The organism is Streptomyces sp. NPDC088812 (assembly GCF_044750285.1).
In the GTDB taxonomy this organism is placed as follows: domain Bacteria; phylum Actinomycetota; class Actinomycetes; order Streptomycetales; family Streptomycetaceae; genus Streptomyces.
On record NZ_JBIVJP010000008.1, the window covers coordinates 38,502 to 58,588 of the forward strand.

Here is a 20,087-nt window from a genome sequence, read left to right on the forward strand (position 1 = left end):
GAGGGGACTTCGCCCGCTGAACGGGCCGGGGCGAGAACCGGACCCGGCCGACCACGCCCGCTCCCGAACGCCACTCGCCGGCCCCACTCATGACACACCGTCAGCCCAGCCGACCCGCCTGTGAGGGTGCTGGAGGAACCCGCAGAGCACCGAAGAAACCGCGCAACTCGCGGAACTTGCGGAACTTGCGGAACCCGCAGGACCCGCAGGACCCGCGCTCTAGAGGACGAAACCCGGCCGTCCCTCGTCGGTCACGACCGGACGGCCGACCGTCGCCCAGTACTGCATGCCGCCTTCGACGTTCACCGCGTCGATGCCCTGCTGCACCAGGTACATCGTGACCTGGGCCGACCGGCCACCGGAGCGGCAGATCACATGGACCCGCCCGTCCTGCGGCGCCGCCTCGGTCAGCTCGCCGTACCGCGCGACGAACTCGCTGATGGGAATGTGCAGTGCCCCCTCGGCATGACCCGCCTGCCACTCGTCGTCCTCGCGGACGTCCAGCAGGAAGTCGTCGTCCTTGAGGTCCCCGACCTCGACCGTGGGCACACCAGCTCCGAAACTCATACTCCCGACGCTACCGGACGGCACGCACCCCGACCGGACCACCGCCCCACGCCGCCGCCCCCGCCCCACGCCGCCGTCACCACCGTCGCGCGGTCATCCTCACCGCCCGCGTCGAGACGGCCACGGCCCCGCCGGGGCGACTACCCCACCAGCTCCGCCAGCTCGGCCTCCTTCTTGGCAACCTCCGCCAGCAGCTGGTCGGCGATCTCGTCGAGGAGACGGTCGGGATCGTCCGGTGCCAGCCGGAGCATCCCGCCGATCGCGCTCTCCTCCAGCTCACGGGCGGCCGTCGCGAGCAGTTCCTTGCGCTCGGCGAGCCACTCCAGGCGGGCGTAGAGCTCCTCGCTGGGGCTCGGCTTGCGTTCCGCGGGCGCCGGACCGGCCGCCCACTCCTCGGCCAGGGTCCGCAGCGCGGCCTCGTCGCCACGGGCGTAGGCGGCGTTGACGCGGGTGATGAACTCCTCGCGCCGCGTCCGCTCCGTCTCCTCCTGCGCCAGGTCCGGGTGGGCCTTGCGGGCCAGCTCGCGGTAGAGCTTGCGGGCCTCGTCACTGGGCCGCACCCGCTCCGGCGGCCGCACAGGCTGCTCGGTGAGCATCGCCGCGGCCTCCGGGAACAGCCCGTCACCGTCCATCCAGCCGTGGAACAGCTCCTCGACCCCGGGCATCGGCAGCACCCGCGCCCGCGCCTCGGCCGCCTTGCGCGCGTCCTCCGGGTCACCGCTGCGGGCGGCACGGGCCTCGGCTATCAGCGCCTCCAGCTCGTCGAGCCGGGTGTACATGGGACCGAGTTTCTGGTGGTGGAGCCGCGAGAAGTTCTCGACCTCGACGCGGAAGGTCTCCACCGCGATCTCGAACTCGATCAGCGCCTGCTCAGCGGCCCGCACGGCCTGCTCGAGCCGCTCCTCGGGCCGTGCCTGCTCAGCTTCGGGGGTCGTCACCCGACCAGCGTAGGCCACGGGCGGGCGGGCTCCGTGACCCTCACCTCACACGCCCGTCTCCGCCGCGATCCTCCCCGCCCGCACCGCCGCCACCAGGTCCGCGTGGTCCGCCTCCGTGCGGTCGGCGTACGCGACGGCGAACGCCGCCACCGCCTCGTCCAGCTCGTCGTTCTTGCCGCAGTAGCCGGCGACGAGGCGGGGGTCGGCGCTGTGGGAGTGGGCGCGGGCCAGGAGGGCGCCGGTCATCCGGCCGTAGTCGTCGATCTGGTCGGCGGCGAGGGCGGCGGGGTCGACGCTGCCCTTGCGGTTGCGGAACTGGCGGACCTGGAAGGGGCGGCCGTCGACGGTGGTCCAGCCGAGCAGGATGTCGCTGACGACCTGCATCCGCTTCTGGCCGAGGACCACCCGCCGCCCCTCGTGGCCCACGTCCGGGGCGTCGAGGCCGGCGGTCCGCAGGTGCGGCACCAGCGCCGACGGGCGGGCCTCCTTCACCTGGAGCACCAGCGGCTCTCCCCGGTGGTCCAGCAGCAGGACGACGTACGACCGGGTCCCGACGCTGCCCGTGCCGACGATCCGGAAGGCGACGTCGTGCACCGCGTACCGGGCGAGGAGGGGCAGGCGGTCCTCGGGGAGTGTGGTCACGTACTGCTCCAGGGACGCGGCGACCGCCGCCGCCTCCGCGTCGGACACGCGCCGCAGCACCGGCGGGGCGTCGACGAAGCGGCGCCCCCCTTCCGGCGTGGGCTCGGTCGACTTCGCCGCGAACCGCCCGCTGGTGTTGGCCCGCGCCTTCTCCGAGACCCGCTCGAGGGTGCCGAGCAGGTCGTGGGCGTCGGTGTGGGAGACCAACTCCTCGTCGGCGATGGCGTTCCACGCGTCCAGCGCGGGCAGCTTCGCCAGCAGGCGCATGGTGCGGCGGTAGGCACCGGCCGCGTCATGGGCCGCGCTGCGGCAGGTGTCCTCGTCTGCGCCGGCCGCCCGGCCCGCGAGCACCAGCGAGGTCGCGAGCCGCTTGAGGTCCCACTCCCAGGGACCGTCGACGGTCTCGTCGAAGTCGTTCAGGTCGATGACCAGGCGGCCGCGGGCGTCGCCGTACAGACCGAAGTTGGCCGCGTGCGCGTCGCCGCAGATCCTGGCCCGGATCCCGGTCATGGGGGTGCGGGCGAGGTCGTACGCCATGAGGCCCGCCGAGCCGCGCAGGAACGCGAACGGTGTGGCCGCCATCCGTCCCACCCTTATCGGGGTGAGGTCGGGGATACGGCCCTGGTTGGACTCCTCGACCGCCGTCACCGCGTCCGGACGGGAGGGGTCCAGGTCGAGTCCGGCGTGGGCCGCGCGCGGCACCCGGTGACGCAGCGCCTTGCCCTCCTCCTTGGTAGATCCCGCGGCAGGCCACTCGGCGAACCCGGGCACCCGCGGCAGCCGCTCTTTCCCGACCGCACCCACACCCGCACCCGCGGCCCGTCCAGCTCCGCCCTCGGTCACCTCGGCCACCATGACCGCCTCCCCCGCATGTAACGCGTCATCCGTACCCCGGCCCGACGAGCCGAACATCAACTCGAGCCGACCGTACAGCTCGACGACCGAACCGCGTCAGACCTGTGGACAACTCCCCACCTGTGGACAACTCCCCCACGACTCACGCCGACGCCCCCTCGCACCCCGACATCCGGCCCGTGAGATAGCTCACGCGCGCGAACCCCGTACACCAGCCCCAGCCCCAGCCCCACACGCACCCGCACCCGCACCCGCACCCGCACCCGCACCCGCACGACACCACAGCTCGCCGCCGCCCCCGCGCCCCGAAGACAAGACACCCCACCCCGAACACCCCGAAGACAAGACACCCCACCCCGAACACCCCGAACACACCCACCCCGAACACGAAGAAGCCCCGCAGGTCTAAGACCTGCGGGGCTTCCGCTGTGCGCGAGGGGGGAGTTGAACCCCCACGCCCTTGCGGGCACTGGAACCTGAATCCAGCGCGTCTGCCTATTCCGCCACCCGCGCATTGGGTGTGTCCTCGGGCTTGTGGGCTTTTCGGCCCGGCGCCTTCCGACATGCAGAACATTAGCACGCTGGCGAGGGTGCCTTCACATCCCTTCTCCCTGGGCAGGGGGCCAAGGACGTGCGGCGACACGGAACGTCCCGGCGGCGACCGGTTCACGTATCAACCTCGTACCTATGACGGCCGTCTCCCCGGCAGCCGGGCCAGGTCCACAGTCAGGTGCGGGACACTGGTCCTCGGCCGCCTCTACGATCCTGGGCAGAAACAGGTACGGCCCCCGACCGAAACAGGGGAACGGATCCTGGGCAGAAGCAGGTAGGGAGAGGGTGTCGACACCCGTCGACGGGGCCGACAGGGGGAACCAGCCGATTCACCGGCGCGTGGATACGATCAGTAAGCAGTACCAGGTAAGCAGCAGGACGCGGGACGCAAGTCACGACGGAGGAGGTGCCCCATGGGAGTCCTGAAGAAGTTCGAGCAGCGTCTCGAGGGTCTGGTCAACGGCACCTTCGCCAAGGTCTTCAAGTCCGAGGTCCAGCCCGTGGAGATCGCCGGAGCGCTCCAGCGGGAGTGCGACAACAACGCGACGATCTGGAACCGTGACCGCACGGTCGTGCCCAACGACTTCATCGTGGAGCTGAGCGCGCCGGACTACGAGCGCCTCAGCCCCTACTCCGGCCAGCTCGGCGACGAGCTCGCCGGCATGGTGCGCGACTACGCCAAGCAGCAGCGCTACACCTTCATGGGAGCGATCAAGGTCAACCTGGAGAAGGCGGACGACCTCGACACCGGCCTGTACCGCGTGCGCAGCCGTACGCTCGCCTCCTCCAGCAGCCAGGAACCCGAGCGCGCACCCGCGGCCGGCGGCCAGCGCCCCGGCGGCTACGGCCATCCGCCCGCCGCCGCGTCCGCCGCACCGCCCATGCCGTCCTCCCCACCGCCCGGCGCCCGCGCCGGCGGCTACGGCTACCCGCCCGCGGCAGGCGGCCGGCGCCCCGGCTCGGCCGGCGGCGGCCCGGTCGGCGCACCGCAGCCCGGTTCCCGCACCCGCCACTGGATCGAGATCAACGGCACCCGCCACCAGATCTCCCGCGCCACGCTCGTGCTGGGTCGCAGCACGGAGGCCGACGTGCGGATCGACGACCCCGGCGTCTCGCGCCGGCACTGCGAGATCCGGACCGGTTCGCCCTCGACGATCCAGGATCTCGGCTCCACCAACGGCATCGTGGTGGACGGGCAGCACACCACCCGCGCTACGCTCCGCGACGGCTCGCGGATCGTCGTGGGCAGCACCACCGTTATCTATAGGCAAGCCGAAGGGTGAAGCGGGGGCAATGTCAGAGCTGACCCTCACGGTCATGCGGCTGGGTTTCCTGGCCGTACTGTGGCTGTTCGTGATCGTGGCCGTGCAGGTCATCCGCAGCGACCTGTTCGGTACGCGCGTCACCCAGCGCGGCGCGCGCCGGGAGGGCGGACGGGCGCAGCAGGCCGCCGCCCGGCAGGCCGCGCCCCCGCAGCAGCGCCAGCAGGCCGGCGGCGGCCGCCAGCGCCGTAACGCCCCCTCCAAGCTGGTGGTGACCGAAGGCACTCTCACCGGCACGACCGTCGCGCTCCAGGGCCAGACGATCTCGCTGGGCCGCGCGCACGACAGCACGATCGTGCTGGACGACGACTACGCCTCCAGCCGCCATGCCAGGATCTACCCGGACCGCGACGGCCAGTGGATCGTCGAGGACCTGGGCTCCACCAACGGCACGTACCTCGACCGAAACCGGCTGACGACTCCCACACCGATCCCGCTGGGCGCGCCGATCCGTATCGGCAAGACCGTCATCGAGCTGCGGAAGTAGTGCTACATCATGAGTGAGCGCGAGCGGAGCGAGCACGCGGCGGCGGCCGGCACCCCGGGCCCCGGCGCGCTCCCGACCGGAGGGTGGGCAGTGTGGCTCGACACGACCGGCTGTACCCGGGGCCGACGGGCGAGGTGGGCATGAGTCTGTCACTGCGCTTCGCCGCCGGATCGCACAAGGGGATGATCCGGGAGGGCAACGAGGACTCCGGCTACGCCGGTCCGCGCCTGCTCGCCATCGCCGACGGCATGGGCGGCGCCGCCGCCGGTGAGGTCGCCTCCTCCGAGGCGATCTCCACGATCGTCGCGCTCGACGACGACGTGCCCGGCTCCGACGTCCTCACCTCGCTCGGTACGGCCGTGCAGCGCGCCAACGACCAGTTGCGCGCCCTGGTCGAGGAGGACCCCCAGCTCGAAGGCATGGGGACGACGCTCACCGCCCTGCTGTGGACGGGCCAGCGGCTCGGCCTGGTGCACGTCGGCGACTCACGCGCCTATCTGCTGCGCGACGGGGCGCTGACGCAGATCACCCAGGACCACACCTGGGTCCAGCGGCTGGTCGACGAGGGCCGCATCACCGAGGAAGAGGCCACCACCCACCCCCAGCGCTCCCTGCTGATGCGGGCGCTCGGCAGCGGTGAGCACGTCGAACCCGACCTGTCGATCCGCGAGGTCCGGGCCGGCGACCGCTACCTGATCTGCTCCGACGGCCTCTCCGGCGTCGTCTCCCACCAGACCCTCGAGGACACCCTCGCCAGCTACCAGGGCCCGCAGGAGACCGTGCAGGAGCTGATCCAGCTCGCGCTGCGCGGCGGCGGACCCGACAACATCACGGTGATCGTCGCCGACGTCCTCGACCTGGACACCGGTGACACCCTGGCCGGGCAGCTGTCCGACACCCCGGTCGTGGTCGGCGCCGTCGCCGAGAACCAGCACCAGCTGCACGACAACGGCATCATGCAGACCCCCGCCGGCCGCGCCGCGGGCCTCGGCCGCCGCGGCGGCGGACAGGGCGGCGGCGAGTTCGGCCCGCCCGGCTCCGGCGACGTGACCGGGTTCATCCCCACCGGCGGCTTCGGCGACTACACCGACGACGACTTCGTCAAACCGCGCAAGGGCCGCAGGTGGCTGAAGAGATCCCTCTACGGCGGTCTCGCCCTCGCCGTCATCGGCGGCGGCCTGTACGGCGGCTGGCGCTGGACGCAGACGCAGTACTACGTCGGCACCAAGGGCGAGCACGTCGCGCTGTACCGGGGCATCAGCCAGGACCTGGCCTGGGTGTCGCTGTCGAAGGTGGAGAAGGACCACCCCGAGATCGAACTCAAGTACCTCCCCGAGTACCAGCAGAAGCTGGTCGAGGCGACGATCGCCGAGGGCAGTCTGTCCACCGCCCGGAAGAAGATCGACGAACTGGCCGTGCAGGCCTCCGCGTGCCGCAAGCAGGCGGAGACGGCCCAGCAGGCCAAGAGCCCGAGCGAGAAGACCTCCAAGACGGGCGAGGGCGAGGCCGGAGGCACCACGGGAACCACTCCCTCCTCCCTCACGTCCAAGGCGACACCGAGCCCCTCGGTGTCCGCGTCCCCGTCCGCAACCGCGACCGCCACTCCCAGCCCCGGCCCCAGCCTCTCGGAGGAGGAGCAGAAGGTCGTCTCGCTGTGCGGTAAGCAGTAGGCAAGCCGTGAGAGGCCCCGTCACACGATGAGCAGTTCAACCAACACGCCGACGCACCACACGTCCACGATCGGCTCGATCGGGACGCCGAGCCGGCGCAACACCGAGCTGGCGCTGCTGGTGTTCGCCGTCGCCATCCCGGTGTTCGCCTACGCCAACGTGGGCCTCGCCATCGACGAGCAGGTCCCGGCCGGCCTGCTCAGCTACGGCCTGGGCCTCGGCCTGCTGGCCAGCGTCGCCCACCTCGTGGTGCGCAAGTTCGCGCCGTACGCCGACCCGCTGCTGCTGCCGGTGGCGACCCTGCTGAACGGACTCGGGCTCGTCGCGATCTGGCGGCTCGACCAGTCCGAGCTGCTGCAGTCCATCCAGCAGGCCGGCACCGCCGCGCCGCGCCAGCTGATGTACACGGCGATGGGCATCGCCTTCTTCATCGCGGTGCTGATCTTCCTCAAGGACCACCGCGTCCTGCAGCGCTACACCTACATCTCCATGGTCGGCGCGCTGATCCTGCTGCTGCTGCCGCTGGTGCCCGGCCTCGGCAAGAACATCTACGGCGCCAAGATCTGGATCCAGGTCGGCAGCTTCTCCATCCAGCCAGGTGAGTTCGCCAAGATCGTCCTCGCGATCTTCTTCGCCGGCTACCTGATGGTGAAGCGGGACGCGCTGGCGCTCGCCAGCCGCCGCTTCATGGGCCTGTACCTGCCGCGCGGCCGCGACCTCGGCCCGATCCTCGTGGTCTGGTTCATCTCGATCCTGATCCTGGTCTTCGAGACCGACCTCGGCACCTCGCTGCTGTTCTTCGGAATGTTCGTCATCATGCTGTACGTCGCCACCGAGCGGACCAGCTGGATCGTCTTCGGTCTGCTGATGTCCGCGGCCGGCGCGGTCGGTGTGGCCAGCTTCGAACCGCACGTCCAGCAGCGCGTCCAGGCCTGGCTCGACCCGATGAAGGAGTACACGCTCTCCCGCGAGGGCGTCGTCGGCCACTCCGAGCAGGCCATGCAGGCGCTGTGGGCGTTCGGCTCCGGCGGCACCCTCGGCACCGGCTGGGGCCAGGGCCACTCCGAGCTGATCCGGTTCGCCGCCAACTCCGACTTCATCCTCGCCACCTTCGGCGAGGAGCTGGGCCTGGCGGGCATCATGGCGCTGCTGCTGCTGTACGGCCTGATCGCCGAGCGCGGTGTGCGCACCGCCCTCGCCGCCCGCGACCCGTTCGGCAAGCTGCTCGCCATCGGCCTGTCCGGCGCCTTCGCGCTCCAGGTCTTCGTCGTCGCCGGCGGTGTGATGGGCCTCATCCCGCTCACCGGTATGACGATGCCGTTCCTGGCGTACGGCGGGTCCTCCGTCATCGCCAACTGGGCGCTCGTCGGCATCCTGCTGAGAATCAGCGACACCGCGCGCCGCCCCGCCCCGGCCCCCGCCGCCAACCCCGACGCCGAGATGACCCAGGTGGTCCGCCCGTCATGAACAAGCCCCTGCGCCGGATCGCGATCTTCTGCGGACTCCTGATCCTCACCCTGCTCATCCGCGACAACTGGCTCCAGTACGCCAAGGCCGACGACCTGGCCACCGACGACGCCAACCGCCGCGTCAACATCGCGCGGTACGCCACCCCGCGCGGCGACATCATCGTCGACGGCAAGGCGATCACCGGGTCCGTCGAGGCCACCAGCGGTGACTACAAGTACAAGCGCACCTGGACGAACGGCGCCATGTGGGCGCCCGTGACCGGCTACTCCTCGCAGGCCTTCGGCGCCAACCAGCTGGAGAAGCTGGAGGACGGCATCCTCACGGGCAACGACGACCGGCTCTTCTTCCGCAACACGCTCGACATGATCACGGGCAAGAAGAAGGAGGGCGGCAGCGTCGTCACCACCCTCAACGCCGCCGCGCAGAAGGCCGCGTACAACGGGCTGGGCGACAAGAAGGGCGCCGTCGCCGCGATCGACCCGACCACCGGCAAGATCCTCGCGCTGGTCTCCACGCCGTCGTACGACCCGTCGAAGTTCGCGGGGACGTCCGACTCGGACGCCGAGGCCTGGAAGGCCGTCCAGAAGGAGAACAACGAGGACGACCCGATGCTGAACCGGGCGCTGCGCGAGACGTACCCGCCGGGTTCCACCTTCAAGGTCGTCACCGCGGCCGCCGCGCTGGAGAACGGCGTCGTCTCGGGCATCGACGAGGCCACCGACACGCCGGACCCGTACCAGCTGCCGCAGACCACCACGGACCTCACCAACGAGCACGGCGACTGCGAGAACGCCACCCTGCGCGAGGCCCTGCGGGTCTCCTGCAACACCGTCTTCGCGAAGCTGTCCGACACCGTGGGCAGCGAGAAGATGATCGAGCAGGCGGAGAAGTTCGGCTACAACAACGCCGAGCTGGACACCCCGGTCCGCGCCTCGGAGAGCGTCTACCCCGAGGACAACCGGCCGCAGAACGCGATGGACGGCATCGGCCAGGCCTCCAACCGGGCCACCCCGCTCCAGATGGCCATGGTCGCCTCGGCCGTCGCCAACGACGGCAAGCTGATGAAGCCGTACATGGTCGACCAGCTCAAGGCCGCCAACCTCGACACCATCGAGACGACCGAGCCGCAGGAGCTGTCCCAGGCGGTGTCCTCGGAGACCGCGCAGAAGCTCCAGCAGATGATGGAGACGGTCGTGAAGACCGGTACGGGTACGACCGCGCAGATCGACGGCGTCACCGTCGGCGGCAAGACCGGTACCGCCCAGCACGGCCTGAACAACAGCGAGAAGCCGTACGCCTGGTTCATCTCCTACGCCAAGCTGTCCGACGGCAGCTCGCCGGTCGCCGTCGCCGTGGTCGTCGAGGACGGCTCCGCCAACCGTGACGACATCACCGGTGGCGGTCTGGCCGCGCCGATCGCGAAGAAAGTGATGCAGGCAGTCATCGACAGCAAGAAGTGACCCCGATCACGTCGCCTACACATCGGTGCACGTTGCGATACCGGTCCTGTATCGGGTGACGGGCTTGGCCAGGTCACGCAGCGCCGTCCGGGTACGGTAATGCCCGGACGGCAGCCTCCGGCCGCACATGTGTGCCGGTCGGGACCGACGGAGAGGGCTGGTAGGTAGCTATGGAAGAGCCGCGTCGCCTCGGCGGCCGGTACGAGCTGGGCCATGTGCTCGGCCGTGGTGGCATGGCCGAGGTCTATCTCGCGCATGACACCCGCCTCGGCCGCACCGTGGCGGTGAAGACGCTGCGCGTGGACCTCGCGCGCGACCCTTCCTTCCAGGCCCGGTTCCGCCGGGAGGCCCAGTCTGCCGCCTCGCTCAACCACCCCGCGATCGTCGCGGTCTACGACACGGGCGAGGACTACATCGACGGGGTCTCGATCCCGTACATCGTCATGGAGTACGTCGACGGCTCCACCCTGCGTGAGCTGCTGCACTCCGGCCGCAAGCTGCTGCCGGAGCGGACGCTGGAGATGACCATCGGCATCCTCCAGGCCCTGGAGTACTCGCACCGGGCCGGCATCGTCCACCGCGACATCAAGCCGGCGAACGTCATGCTGACGCGCAACGGCCAGGTCAAGGTGATGGACTTCGGCATCGCCCGCGCCATGGGCGACTCCGGCATGACGATGACGCAGACGGCCGCGGTCATCGGAACCGCCCAGTACCTCTCCCCGGAGCAGGCCAAGGGCGAGCAGGTGGACGCCCGCTCGGACCTCTACTCCACGGGCTGTCTCCTCTACGAACTGCTGACCGTCCGGCCGCCGTTCGTCGGCGACTCCCCGGTCGCGGTCGCCTACCAGCACGTCCGCGAGGAACCGCAGGCCCCCAGCGTCTTCGACCCCGAGATCACCCCCGAGATGGACGCCATCGTCCTGAAGGCGCTGGTCAAGGACCCGAACTACCGCTACCAGTCCGCCGACGAGATGCGCGCCGACATCGAGGCCTGCCTCGACGGCCAGCCGGTCGCGGCCACGGCGGCGATGGGCACCGTCGGCTACGGGGGCTACCCCGACGACCAGCCCACCACGGCCCTGCGCTCCACGGACGCCGGCGCCACCACGATGCTGCCCCCCATGAGCCCGGACGACGGCGGCTTCGGCTACGACGACCGCCCCGACCGACGCCGCCAGAAGAAGTCCAACACCTCGACGATCCTGCTGGTCGTCGCGGCCGTGCTGGTGCTGGTCGGCGCGATCCTGATCGGCAAGTGGGCGTTCGGCGGCAGCGCCGAGGACCAGCCCACCGAGACACCGAACTTCGTCGGGCAGACCCTGGAACGCGCCAAGACGATGGCCACCAACGTCGAGCTGAAGCTGGTGAGCACCGAGGAAGCCTGCGAGGACACGCCGAAGGGCAGCGTCTGCGAGCAGGACCCCAAGGCCGGCACCGAGGTCGACAAGGGCGACACGGTCAACATCGTCGTCTCGACCGGTGCGCCGAAGGTCGCCGTGCCCAGTGTGCTCGGCAAGACCCTGGAAGAGGCCAAGTCGACGCTGGAGGGCGACAAGTACCAGCTCGTCGTCGAGACGAAGGAAGAAGTCTCCTCGGAGGAGGCGGGCACGGTCATCGGGCAGGACCCGGAGCTGGGCAAGGAGGTGGAGAAGGGGTCCACGATCACCCTCACCATCGCCAAGGCCGAGGAGAAGGCCACCGTCCCCGACGTCTCCGGCAAGACCTGTGACGAGGCCAAGGCGCAGATGGAGGCCAACAACCTGGTCGGCAGCTGCACCGAGGTCGACACCCAGGACCAGAACCAGGTCGGCAAGGTCATCCAGACCACGCCGACGGCCAACTCCCAGGCCGACAAGGGCTCCACGGTCCAGATCCAGATCGGCCGCAGCACCCAGACCCAGGTCCCGGGCAACCTCCAGGGCCTGAGCCTGAAGGACGCCAAGAAGGCCATCGAGGACGCGGGCCTCACCGTCGGCAGCGTCACCGGCTCCAGCGACGACAACGCCGTCGTCGTCAGCTCGGACCCGCAGCCGGGCACCACGGTGAGCAAGGGGCAGACCGTCAACCTGGTCGCCGCCGGCGGGAACAACGGCAACAACGACGGCGGGAACGGCGACGACGGCGGGGTGAACTTCTTCGGCGGAGGCGACGGGGAGGATTGATACCGCCCCCACCGACGCGTCGGGCCCTGCCGGTCGATCCGGCAGGGCCCGTGTCGTTCGTGGTCAGCCGCTGTCCCCGGCGTTCCCGCGCAGGCGGCGCCGCCGCGGGGTCAGCGCAGTTCCTCCGGCGGCGTCCGGTCCGCGTCCACCTTCTCCACGCGCTCCAGCTCGCCCCAGACCACGTACCGGTACCGGCTCGTGTAGACCGGCGTGCAGGTGGTCAGCGTGATGTACTGGCCGGCCTTCTTCCGGCCCGACTCCTTCGGGACGGCGCCGAGGACCTCGACGTTGTACTTCGACGTCTCCGGAAGGACGGCGTACACCGTGTAGACGTACCAGTTGTCCCGCGTCTCGAAGACGATCGGGTCGCCCTTCTTCAGCTTGTCGATGTTGTGGAACTTCGCGCCGTGGCCGTCGCGGTGTGCGGCCAGCGAGAAGTTGCCGTCCTTGCCGCTGGTGGGCAGCGTGGCCTTGACCGGATCGGTGTAGTAGCCGGCGACACCGTCGTTGAGGATCTTCGAGGAGGTGCCCTTCTCGACCAGGACCTCACCGTTGTTCATGGCGGGCACGTGCAGGAAGCCGATGCCGTTCTTGGTGTCGAGCGCACCCGGGCCGGTGTCCTCGGCGGCCCAGGTGTCCCGCACCTTGTCGCCCTGCTGGTCCGCCCTGCGGTCGGCTATGACGTTGGTCCACCACAGGGAGTAGACGACGAACAGGCCGAGCACCAGCCCGGCCGTGATGAGGAGTTCGCCGAAGACGCTCACCGCCAGGGCGATCCGGCCGCGGCGCCGCGGCGCGGGCGGGGACGCGTCGGTGTGCTTTGCGCGATCCGCGTTTTCCGCGGGTTCCGCGGGTTCCGCGGGTTCCGCGGGTTCCGCGGGTTCCGCGGGTTCCGCGTGCTCAGTGTCGTCGGTGGTCGCTGCCACGGTCATCTGCCCCTACTCGACGAGCGCATCCGGCTTGCCCTTGCTGCGCGGCCGTTCCTCGACCATCTTGCCCCAGACGATCAACCGGTACTTGCTGGTGAACTCCGGCGTGCACGTCGTCAAGGTGATGTACCGGCCCGGCCCGGTGAATCCGGAGCCCACGGGCACGGGTTCGAGGACGCTCACGTTGCTCGGCGAGGTCACCGGCAGCATCGACGCCATCTTGTAGACGTAGTACTCGTCCTGCGTCTCGACGACGATCGCGTCGCCGGGCTGGAGCTTGTTGATGTACCGGAACGGCTCGCCGTGCGTGTTGCGGTGGCCCGCGAGCCCGAAGTTGCCGGTCTTCGCGTCGGGCATGGCCGTCTCCAGCGCGCCCTCGCCGTAGTGCCCGACCATGCCCTTGTCGAGCACCTTCTTGTTGCTGGTGCCCTCGGCGATCGGCACCACCACGTCCAGCTTGGGGATGTGCAGGATGGCGAATCCCTGCCCCGGCGAGAAGGTCCCCGGGTTGCGTTTGCCGTTCGCCCAGTCGTCCTGGAGGCTGTCCGCCTCCTGGTCCGCCTGCGCGTGCGCCCGGACGTTCGTCCACCACAGCTGGTAGGTGACGAACAGCAGCATCAGCACGCCCGTGGTGATGAACACCTCGCCGACGGCGCGGCTGGCGATCACGGCCGCGCCGGGCTTGCGCGCCCGCGCCTGCCGCCGGGCCTCCACCCGGGAGAGCGGCCGCGACGGCGACTCCTCGGACCGAGCGGGTGCGGGGACCGCGCCCTCGCCGCCACGACGCCCGTGACGGCGCTTGGCGGCCTTTCTGCGGGCCGCTCGGCCACCGGCGGGGGTTCCCGGAGCGGGAGAGGGGGCCGGGGCCCCAGAACCGACCAGGGGCTCGCCGCCGAACGCGGACTCCGGTGGCTGCGGTATCCGCAGGGCCACCGTCTCGTCGTCCAGGGGAGGCTCGTACGGCGGGCCGCCGTAGAGGTCCTCGCGCTCGGGGCGCAGCGCGGTCACGCCGTGGCCCTGCCCACCACCGGCGCCAGGCCCGCCGACCTCGCCACCGCACTCTCGTCGCCGCACTCCACCAGCCAGTTGGCGAGCATCCGGTGCCCGTGCTCGGTCAGCACCGACTCCGGATGGAACTGCACTCCCTCGACCGGGAGTTCCCGGTGGCGCAGGCCCATGATGATGCCGTCGTGGGTGCGGGCCGTGACCTTCAGCTCGTCGGGCACCGTCGCCGGCTCGGCCGCCAGGGAGTGGTAGCGGGTCGCCGTGAAGGGCGAGGGCAGCCCGGCGAAGACGCCCTCGCCTTCGTGCTCGACCGGCGACGTCTTGCCGTGCAGCAGCTCCGGTGCCCTGTCCACCACGCCGCCGTACGCCACCTGCATCGACTGCATGCCCAGGCAGACACCGAAGACGGGGACGCCGGTCGTCGCGCAGTGGCGGACCATGTCGACGCAGACGCCGGCCTGCTCCGGCGTGCCCGGGCCCGGGGAGAGCAGGACTCCGTCGAAGCCGTCCTGCGCATGGGCCGTGGAGACCTCGTCGTTGCGCAGGACCTCGCACTCGGCGCCCAGCTGGTACAGGTACTGGACCAGGTTGAAGACGAAGCTGTCGTAGTTGTCGACGACGAGAATGCGCGCGCTCACTGGTTGTCCACCGTCACATCGTTGAAGGGAAGCAGCGGTTCGGCCCACGGGAAGACGTACTGGAACAGGACGTACACCACAGCCAGAACCAGCACGATCGAGATCAGCGCCTTCACCAAGGCGTTTCCCGGCAGATGCCGCCAGATCCAGCCGTACATGCCGTCCCTTCCGTCGCACCACGGCACCAGACTCACGCCGTACACCACCAGACTAATGGTGGAGGGCTTCCGGTTCGCCTGCCTCCACGGGCTGAGTGGAGTCCAGGTGCGCCCAGACGATCAGCCGGTGACTGTGCCCCCACTCGGGGTCGCACGTGGTCAGCGTCAGATAGCGCCCTGGACGCGTGTACCCCGACGCGCGGGGCACCGCGTCGATCACCTCGACGTCCGCCGGCACGGTCCGGTAGGGCCCTCGGTCGATCCGGTACGTGAACCAGGTCGTCCCGTCCGTCAGCACCACCGCGTCGCCGGGCCGCAGCTTCGGGAAGTCCTTGAAGGGGTCGCCGTAGGTGCGGCGGTGCCCGGCGACGGAGAAGTTCCCGGTCTGCCCGAGCCGCGCCGTGCCCGTGTAGTGGCCGAGCCCTTTCTTCAGGGTGCCGGTGTCCGTGCCTTCGAGCACGGGCTTGTTCCACGTGAAACCGAGCCGCGGGATGTACATGATCGCGAAGGGGCTGCCCGGCCGGTACGCGGCGGGCGGCGCGGGGCTGGAGGAGGCACTCGGGGACTGCGGGGGCGACGAGGGCTGTGGGGACTGCGGGGACTGCGGGGACCGGGAGGAGCTCTGCGCCGGGTGCCGCGCCCACTGGTCACGGAGGTGGTCGACCTGCTCGTCCATCACGTGGTCGGCCCGCACGCCCGTCCAGAACAGCACGTAGACGACGAAGAGCACGATCACGGTGCCCAGGGTGACGCAGAGCTCGCTGACGGTCCGGACGATCAGGCGCACCGGCGGCTCCCTGGAACGAAGGGCTGCTCCGGCTGCTCCGCTTCTTCCGGAAGGTCCCGGCTGCCCGCGGCTACTCCACCGGCTCGGCGTAATGCAGGTCCACTGTGCCCGAGTAACCCGGCAGCGTCACCGTCCCGTCCTCGGTGACGTTCCAGCCGAGGCCGTAGACGTTGACGTAGACCATGTAGTTCTGGATCGCCTGCGAGTCCGCGAGCGCCTGCTGGAGCTTCTCCGGGTCCCCGACCGCCTGGATCTTGTACGGCGGTGAGTAGACACGGCCCTGGAGGATCAGGGTGTTGCCCACGCAGCGCACGGCGCTGGTGGAGATCAGCCGCTGGTCCATGACCTTGATGCCCTGGGCGCCGCCCTGCCAGAGGGCGTTCACCACGGCCTGGAGGTCCTGCTGGTGGATCACCAGATAGTCGGGCTGCGGCTCGGGATAGCCGGGGAGCTTGGCGGTGGCGTCGGGCGGAGCGTCGTTGAGCGTGACCGTGATCGCCTCGCCCTTGAGCTCCTGCGTACCCGCTTGCGCCTCCAACCCGGCGAGTTTCTCGTCCTCGGCCTTGGTGCTGCCGTCGTCGGCCTCGGCCAGCGACTCCACGTCGTCACGCAGGGCGGCGTTGGACTCGTCCAGTGCGCCGTTCTCGCGGCTGCGCTCCTGGATCAGGTCGGAAAGCTGCAGCAAGGACGCGTCGGTGCGGATGTTGGTGCCCTTGGCCGTGTTGAAACTGGTGACGAAGAGGAGTCCCGCGAGGGCGAAGACACCCACGGTGAGCACCCGCACCGGGCGGAAACGGGGCCGGTGGACGGGAGCGGAACCCGTTGAACCCGTCCCGGGGGAGTCGGCAGAATTGCTCAACGTACCCTTATCTCCTTCGGCGCCGTAGAAGCACTACGCTAACGGACGCCCGGGGGAGCCTCAGTGTCCCCTTGTACGCTGCCCCGAGCCCGACCCAGTTCCCTGCGCGGCCACGCAGCGCATCGACAGGAGAGACCCTCGTGCCGAAGTCACGTATCCGCAAGAAGGCCGATTACACGCCGCCGCCGGTGAAGCAGGCGACCGCGATCAAGCTGAACAGCCGGGCCTGGGTCGCGCCGGTGATGCTGGCCATGTTCCTCATCGGGCTCGCCTGGATCGTCGTGTTCTACGTGACCGACGGGTCCCTGCCCCTCGACCAGCTGGGCAACTGGAACATCGTGGTGGGCTTCGGCTTCATCGCCGCCGGATTCGGCGTCTCCACCCAGTGGAAGTAGCAGGCGGACCACTCCTCCGTCCACCTCTGCCCAGGGGTATCCACCGAGTTATCCACAGCCGTTTTCCACAGTGGGGAAAAAGAACGACGATCTGTGGATAACCGGCCTGAGGTTGACACCGGTGTGACGAACCCCAAGTCCTCGAAAACCTGTTCGCCCCCTGCCTGACCTGCGAGAACATCGGTCGGTGACAGGGGGCACAGCTGTTCCCCCACCGTGTGCACAAGATCGGGCACACGCTGTGGACAACCTGCGCTCAAGTGAGCTGGCCGGTCCTCAGGAGGGTCATCACCACGGCTGCCACGAGCACCAGTGCACAGGTGCCGAACTGCACCAGGGCACGCCGCTCACGCGGGGCGTGGACCATGCCGTAGCCGATGGCGACGCCGGCCACGAAACCGCCGACATGGGCCTGCCAGGCGATGCTGCCCCACCCGAAGGTGATGATCCCGTTGATCACCAGCAGGGCGATGATCGGCCGCATGTCGTAGCGCATACGGCGCATCAGGACGGCGGTGGCGCCGAACAGTCCGAAGATCGCGCCGGAGGCGCCGAGCGAGGGCTGGTTCGGGGCCGCGAGGAGGTAGGTCAGGGCGCTGCCCGCGAGACCCGAGACGAAGTAGAGCGCGAGGTAGCGGACCCGGCCGAGGGCCTGTTCGAGAGGACCGCCGAGCCACCACAGGCTGAGCATGTTGAACAGGATGTGCATGTAGTTGCTGTGCAGGAACATCGAGGTCAGCAACCGGTACCACTCGCCCCGCGCGACACCCCCGACGTCCTGGAGGGCCGGCACGTAGGCCTGTCCGATCAGGTCGAACCGGTCGGTGAAGCGGTCCCCGACCGAGAGCTGCACCAGGAACGCGGCGAGGCAGAGGCCCATCAGGACCTTGGTGACGAGGCGGGGGTCGGCGGCGACGGTGCCGCCCGCGAGGGTCCGCGGCTGCGACGCCGAGGGCGCGTGTCCCGTGCCGGAGCCGGTGCGGACGCAGTCCGGGCACTGGAAGCCGACGGAGGCGCTGACCATGCACTCGGGGCAGATGGGGCGCTCGCACCGGGTGCAGCGCACGCCCGTCTCACGGTCGGCGTGCCGATAGCAAGCGGGCAGGCCGCTGTGGGCGTCGTCCCGGCGGCTGCCCGGCGCCTGGTCCATGGGGTCCCCCAACGTCGTCGTCTGCAAGGCTGTGCCCCGCTCGTCACTACGGACGAGCGGGGCAAATGGTTCCCGACGGGAACCGGTGCGTCCTGCCGTCAGTGCTTCTCGACAGGGGCCGGCTCGATGACGACCGACTCGATGACGACGTCGTTGAGCGGGCGGTCGGTGCGCGGGTTGGTCTGCGTGCCCGCGATGGCGTCGACGATCTTCTGGCTGGCAGCGTCGGTGACCTCGCCGAAGATGGTGTGCTTGCGGGTCAGCCAGGCCGTCGGGGAGACGGTGATGAAGAACTGCGAGCCGTTGGTGCCCGGACCGGCGTTGGCCATGGCCAGCAGGTAGGGCTTGTCGAAGCGCAGGTCCGGGTGGAACTCGTCCTCGAACTGGTAGCCGGGACCGCCGGTGCCGTTGCCCAGCGGGTCACCGCCCTGAATCATGAATCCGCTGATCACCCGGTGGAAGACCGTGCCGTCGTAGAGCTTCGCCGAGGACTTCTCGCCGGTGGCGGGGTGGGTCCACTCGCGCCCGCCGGTGGCGAGCTCGACAAAGTTCTTGACCGTCTTGGGGGCGTGGTCCGGGAAGAGCCGGACCTTGATGTCGCCGTGGTTGGTCTTCAGGGTGGCGTACAGCTGCTCGGCCACGATCTGCCTTCCGTTGTCTTCCTGTAACGCCCCGATCCTCGCACGCCCGGGACCGCACGTCGCCCGGCACCCGCGGCGGAAGGGGGCACTCCGGTACGGAAGGGCGCCCGGGACGTTCCGGGGCGGGAGCGGGCGGAGCCGATCCGTGGCATTGTCGACGACAAGCCCCTGTCCCCCCGTATTCACCCCCTCTTGCATCCGATCACTACGACTCGGGACGTTCGGCACCCGTATGCCCCTCCGCGCATGCCGAGGCGGCCGCCGACAGGCATGATCCGTAAAAGGGTGGAAAGTCGAAATACCGTACGCCACCGAGGAGGAGGAACCCGTGACCCGCATCGACAGCGTGCGCGCCGCGACCGGTTCGGCGAAGGACAGCGTGCTGCACGCCGCGGAAGTGGTGGCGCCCTACGCCGACACGGCCAAGGAGAGGGCCGCGCTCTATGCGCAGGAGGCCCGCGTACGGCTCGCGCCCAAGGTGTCCCAGGCCGCCGTACAGGCCCGCGTGCAGTACGGCGCCCTTGTCGCGCCCCGCCTGGAGCAGGCCCGGGCGCATGTGCCGCCGAAGGTCGACCATGCCGCTCATGAGGCGGCCGCCCGGACGCGTCAGGCCGCACGGCAGGCCGCCGAGTACTCCCGGCCGAGGATCGAGCAGGCGAAGGCCGCGGCCGGACCCGTGAAGGACGAGGCCGCCGCCCGGGGCATCGCCGCGCTGGCCGCGCTCCGCGGCCAGGTGACGCCCAAGGAGATCGAGAAACTGGTCCGCAAGCACCGGCGGCGGGCACGGGCGGGCAAGCTCGCCAAGGCCCTGGCCGTGGCGGGTCTCGTCGGCGCGGGCGCCTACGCAGCCTGGAAGTGGTGGGACAAGCAGGCCAACCCGGACTGGCTGGTCGAGCCGCCCGCCGCCACGGAGGTCCCCGCCGGGGGCGGTCTGAACTCGGTGGGCGGTACCGGCGAGACGTCCGCCCTCGACCCCGAGGTCCAGGCCAAGGAGGCCGAGGAGGAGGCCGCGAACCGCGAGGACCGCAGCTGAGGCTTCGACTCCTACGACATATCGAGTACGTGGCGCCTACGACGTGGGCCGGCGATGTACGGCGATCACGGCGGACCGGAACGACGTTTCACGTGAAACACCCCTTTGACCGCGTTTACGTGGCCGGAGGGGTGTTCCTCATGAGGGCGGTGTTCCTCGTACCGGGGCGGTGCTCGCCGTACCGGGGCGGTGCTCGCCGTACCGGGGCGGTGCTCGCCGTACCGGGGCGGTGCTCGCCGTACCGGGGCGGTGCTCGCCGTGCAGGAGCGGTGCTCGCCGTGCAGGAGCGGTGCTCGCCGCGCACGGCGGTGACGGAGCGCGCTCAGGGTGTACCCGTTGCGTATCCGTGGCGGAGGGGGCGTAT

Annotated in this window: 19 protein-coding genes and 1 tRNA gene; 8 read left to right on the forward strand and 12 right to left on the reverse strand. The window is 70.2% G+C overall.

Going from position 1 to position 20,087, the window contains the following annotated elements; genetic code table 11:
* Positions 1 to 219 precede the first annotated feature (219 nt).
* The 4 genes from ACIP67_RS15810 to ACIP67_RS15825 form a co-directional block, all read right to left on the reverse strand.
* Positions 220 to 549 (reverse strand): rhodanese-like domain-containing protein, encoded by a 330-nt coding sequence (locus tag ACIP67_RS15810; protein ID WP_389519396.1) that lies wholly within the window; start codon positions 547 to 549, stop codon positions 220 to 222.
* Between the two features lie 158 nt (positions 550 to 707).
* A complete protein-coding gene (locus tag ACIP67_RS15815) occupies positions 708 to 1,505 on the reverse strand; it encodes a hypothetical protein (protein WP_401692194.1) in 798 nt (265 codons plus the stop codon).
* 45 nt (positions 1,506 to 1,550) lie between these two features.
* Positions 1,551 to 3,002 (reverse strand): DUF2252 domain-containing protein, encoded by a 1,452-nt coding sequence (locus ACIP67_RS15820; RefSeq protein ID WP_401692196.1) that lies wholly within the window; start codon positions 3,000 to 3,002, stop codon positions 1,551 to 1,553.
* Between the two features lie 429 nt (positions 3,003 to 3,431).
* Positions 3,432 to 3,515 (reverse strand) — tRNA-Leu (locus tag ACIP67_RS15825).
* Positions 3,516 to 3,967: 452 nt separating this feature from the next.
* On the opposite strand from ACIP67_RS15825, the gene ACIP67_RS15830 reads away from it, so the two are divergent.
* The 6 genes from ACIP67_RS15830 (at position 3,968) to pknB (ending at position 12,128) form a co-directional block, all read left to right on the forward strand.
* The gene (locus ACIP67_RS15830) at positions 3,968 to 4,837 is read left to right on the forward strand and encodes an FhaA domain-containing protein (protein WP_401692198.1); all 870 of its coding nucleotides are present in this window, start codon (positions 3,968 to 3,970) and stop codon (positions 4,835 to 4,837) included.
* A gap of 10 nt (positions 4,838 to 4,847) precedes the next feature.
* Positions 4,848 to 5,363, forward strand: coding sequence for an FHA domain-containing protein (locus ACIP67_RS15835; protein ID WP_401692200.1), 516 nt, complete (start codon positions 4,848 to 4,850; stop codon positions 5,361 to 5,363).
* Positions 5,364 to 5,455: 92 nt separating this feature from the next.
* A complete protein-coding gene (locus ACIP67_RS15840) occupies positions 5,456 to 7,033 on the forward strand; it encodes a Stp1/IreP family PP2C-type Ser/Thr phosphatase (protein ID WP_401692202.1) in 1,578 nt (525 codons plus the stop codon).
* Between the two features lie 27 nt (positions 7,034 to 7,060).
* Entirely contained in the window at positions 7,061 to 8,500 is a 1,440-nt protein-coding gene (locus tag ACIP67_RS15845) for an FtsW/RodA/SpoVE family cell cycle protein (protein WP_401692204.1), read from the forward strand.
* Positions 8,497 to 9,963, forward strand: a complete 1,467-nt coding sequence (locus tag ACIP67_RS15850; protein WP_401692206.1) for a penicillin-binding transpeptidase domain-containing protein — start codon at positions 8,497 to 8,499, stop codon at positions 9,961 to 9,963. Before ACIP67_RS15845 ends, ACIP67_RS15850 begins: the two co-directional genes overlap by 4 nt.
* Before the next feature lie 170 nt (positions 9,964 to 10,133).
* The gene (gene pknB, locus ACIP67_RS15855; RefSeq protein WP_401692208.1) at positions 10,134 to 12,128 is read left to right on the forward strand and encodes a Stk1 family PASTA domain-containing Ser/Thr kinase; all 1,995 of its coding nucleotides are present in this window, start codon (positions 10,134 to 10,136) and stop codon (positions 12,126 to 12,128) included.
* A gap of 110 nt (positions 12,129 to 12,238) precedes the next feature.
* Here the strand turns inward: pknB and ACIP67_RS15860 are convergent, their stop codons facing one another.
* From ACIP67_RS15860 to ACIP67_RS15885, 6 genes are all read right to left on the reverse strand, one after another.
* The gene (locus ACIP67_RS15860; RefSeq protein ID WP_401692210.1) at positions 12,239 to 13,060 is read right to left on the reverse strand and encodes a class E sortase; all 822 of its coding nucleotides are present in this window, start codon (positions 13,058 to 13,060) and stop codon (positions 12,239 to 12,241) included.
* A 6-nt stretch (positions 13,061 to 13,066) separates the two neighbouring features.
* Positions 13,067 to 14,143, reverse strand: coding sequence for a class E sortase (locus ACIP67_RS15865; protein WP_401692507.1), 1,077 nt, complete (start codon positions 14,141 to 14,143; stop codon positions 13,067 to 13,069).
* Positions 14,062 to 14,700: an aminodeoxychorismate/anthranilate synthase component II gene (locus tag ACIP67_RS15870; RefSeq protein WP_389519042.1), complete on the reverse strand. Its 639-nt coding sequence runs from the start codon at positions 14,698 to 14,700 to the stop codon at positions 14,062 to 14,064. The genes ACIP67_RS15865 and ACIP67_RS15870 overlap by 82 nt, the downstream gene beginning before the upstream one ends.
* Positions 14,697 to 14,906: a hypothetical protein gene (locus ACIP67_RS15875; protein ID WP_401692539.1), complete on the reverse strand. Its 210-nt coding sequence runs from the start codon at positions 14,904 to 14,906 to the stop codon at positions 14,697 to 14,699. The genes ACIP67_RS15870 and ACIP67_RS15875 overlap by 4 nt, the downstream gene beginning before the upstream one ends.
* Positions 14,907 to 14,910: 4 nt before the next feature.
* A complete protein-coding gene (locus ACIP67_RS15880; protein ID WP_401692212.1) occupies positions 14,911 to 15,645 on the reverse strand; it encodes a class E sortase in 735 nt (244 codons plus the stop codon).
* Positions 15,646 to 15,715: 70 nt separating this feature from the next.
* A complete protein-coding gene (locus tag ACIP67_RS15885) occupies positions 15,716 to 16,504 on the reverse strand; it encodes a DUF881 domain-containing protein (RefSeq protein WP_401692214.1) in 789 nt (262 codons plus the stop codon).
* Positions 16,505 to 16,644: 140 nt separating this feature from the next.
* On the opposite strand from ACIP67_RS15885, the gene crgA reads away from it, so the two are divergent.
* Complete coding sequence (gene crgA, locus ACIP67_RS15890) at positions 16,645 to 16,899, forward strand: cell division protein CrgA (protein ID WP_385063455.1); 255 nt, start codon at positions 16,645 to 16,647, stop codon at positions 16,897 to 16,899.
* A gap of 256 nt (positions 16,900 to 17,155) precedes the next feature.
* Here the strand turns inward: crgA and ACIP67_RS15895 are convergent, their stop codons facing one another.
* On the reverse strand, positions 17,156 to 18,049 hold the full coding sequence (locus ACIP67_RS15895) for a rhomboid family intramembrane serine protease (protein WP_401692216.1): 894 nt from the start codon (positions 18,047 to 18,049) through the stop codon (positions 17,156 to 17,158).
* A gap of 98 nt (positions 18,050 to 18,147) precedes the next feature.
* Positions 18,148 to 18,690 (reverse strand): peptidylprolyl isomerase, encoded by a 543-nt coding sequence (locus ACIP67_RS15900; RefSeq protein ID WP_401692218.1) that lies wholly within the window; start codon positions 18,688 to 18,690, stop codon positions 18,148 to 18,150.
* A 328-nt stretch (positions 18,691 to 19,018) separates the two neighbouring features.
* Here ACIP67_RS15900 and ACIP67_RS15905 point away from each other — a divergent pair, with 328 nt between their 5' ends.
* Positions 19,019 to 19,723, forward strand: coding sequence for a DUF5324 family protein (locus tag ACIP67_RS15905; RefSeq protein ID WP_401692220.1), 705 nt, complete (start codon positions 19,019 to 19,021; stop codon positions 19,721 to 19,723).
* Positions 19,724 to 20,087 lie beyond the last annotated feature (364 nt).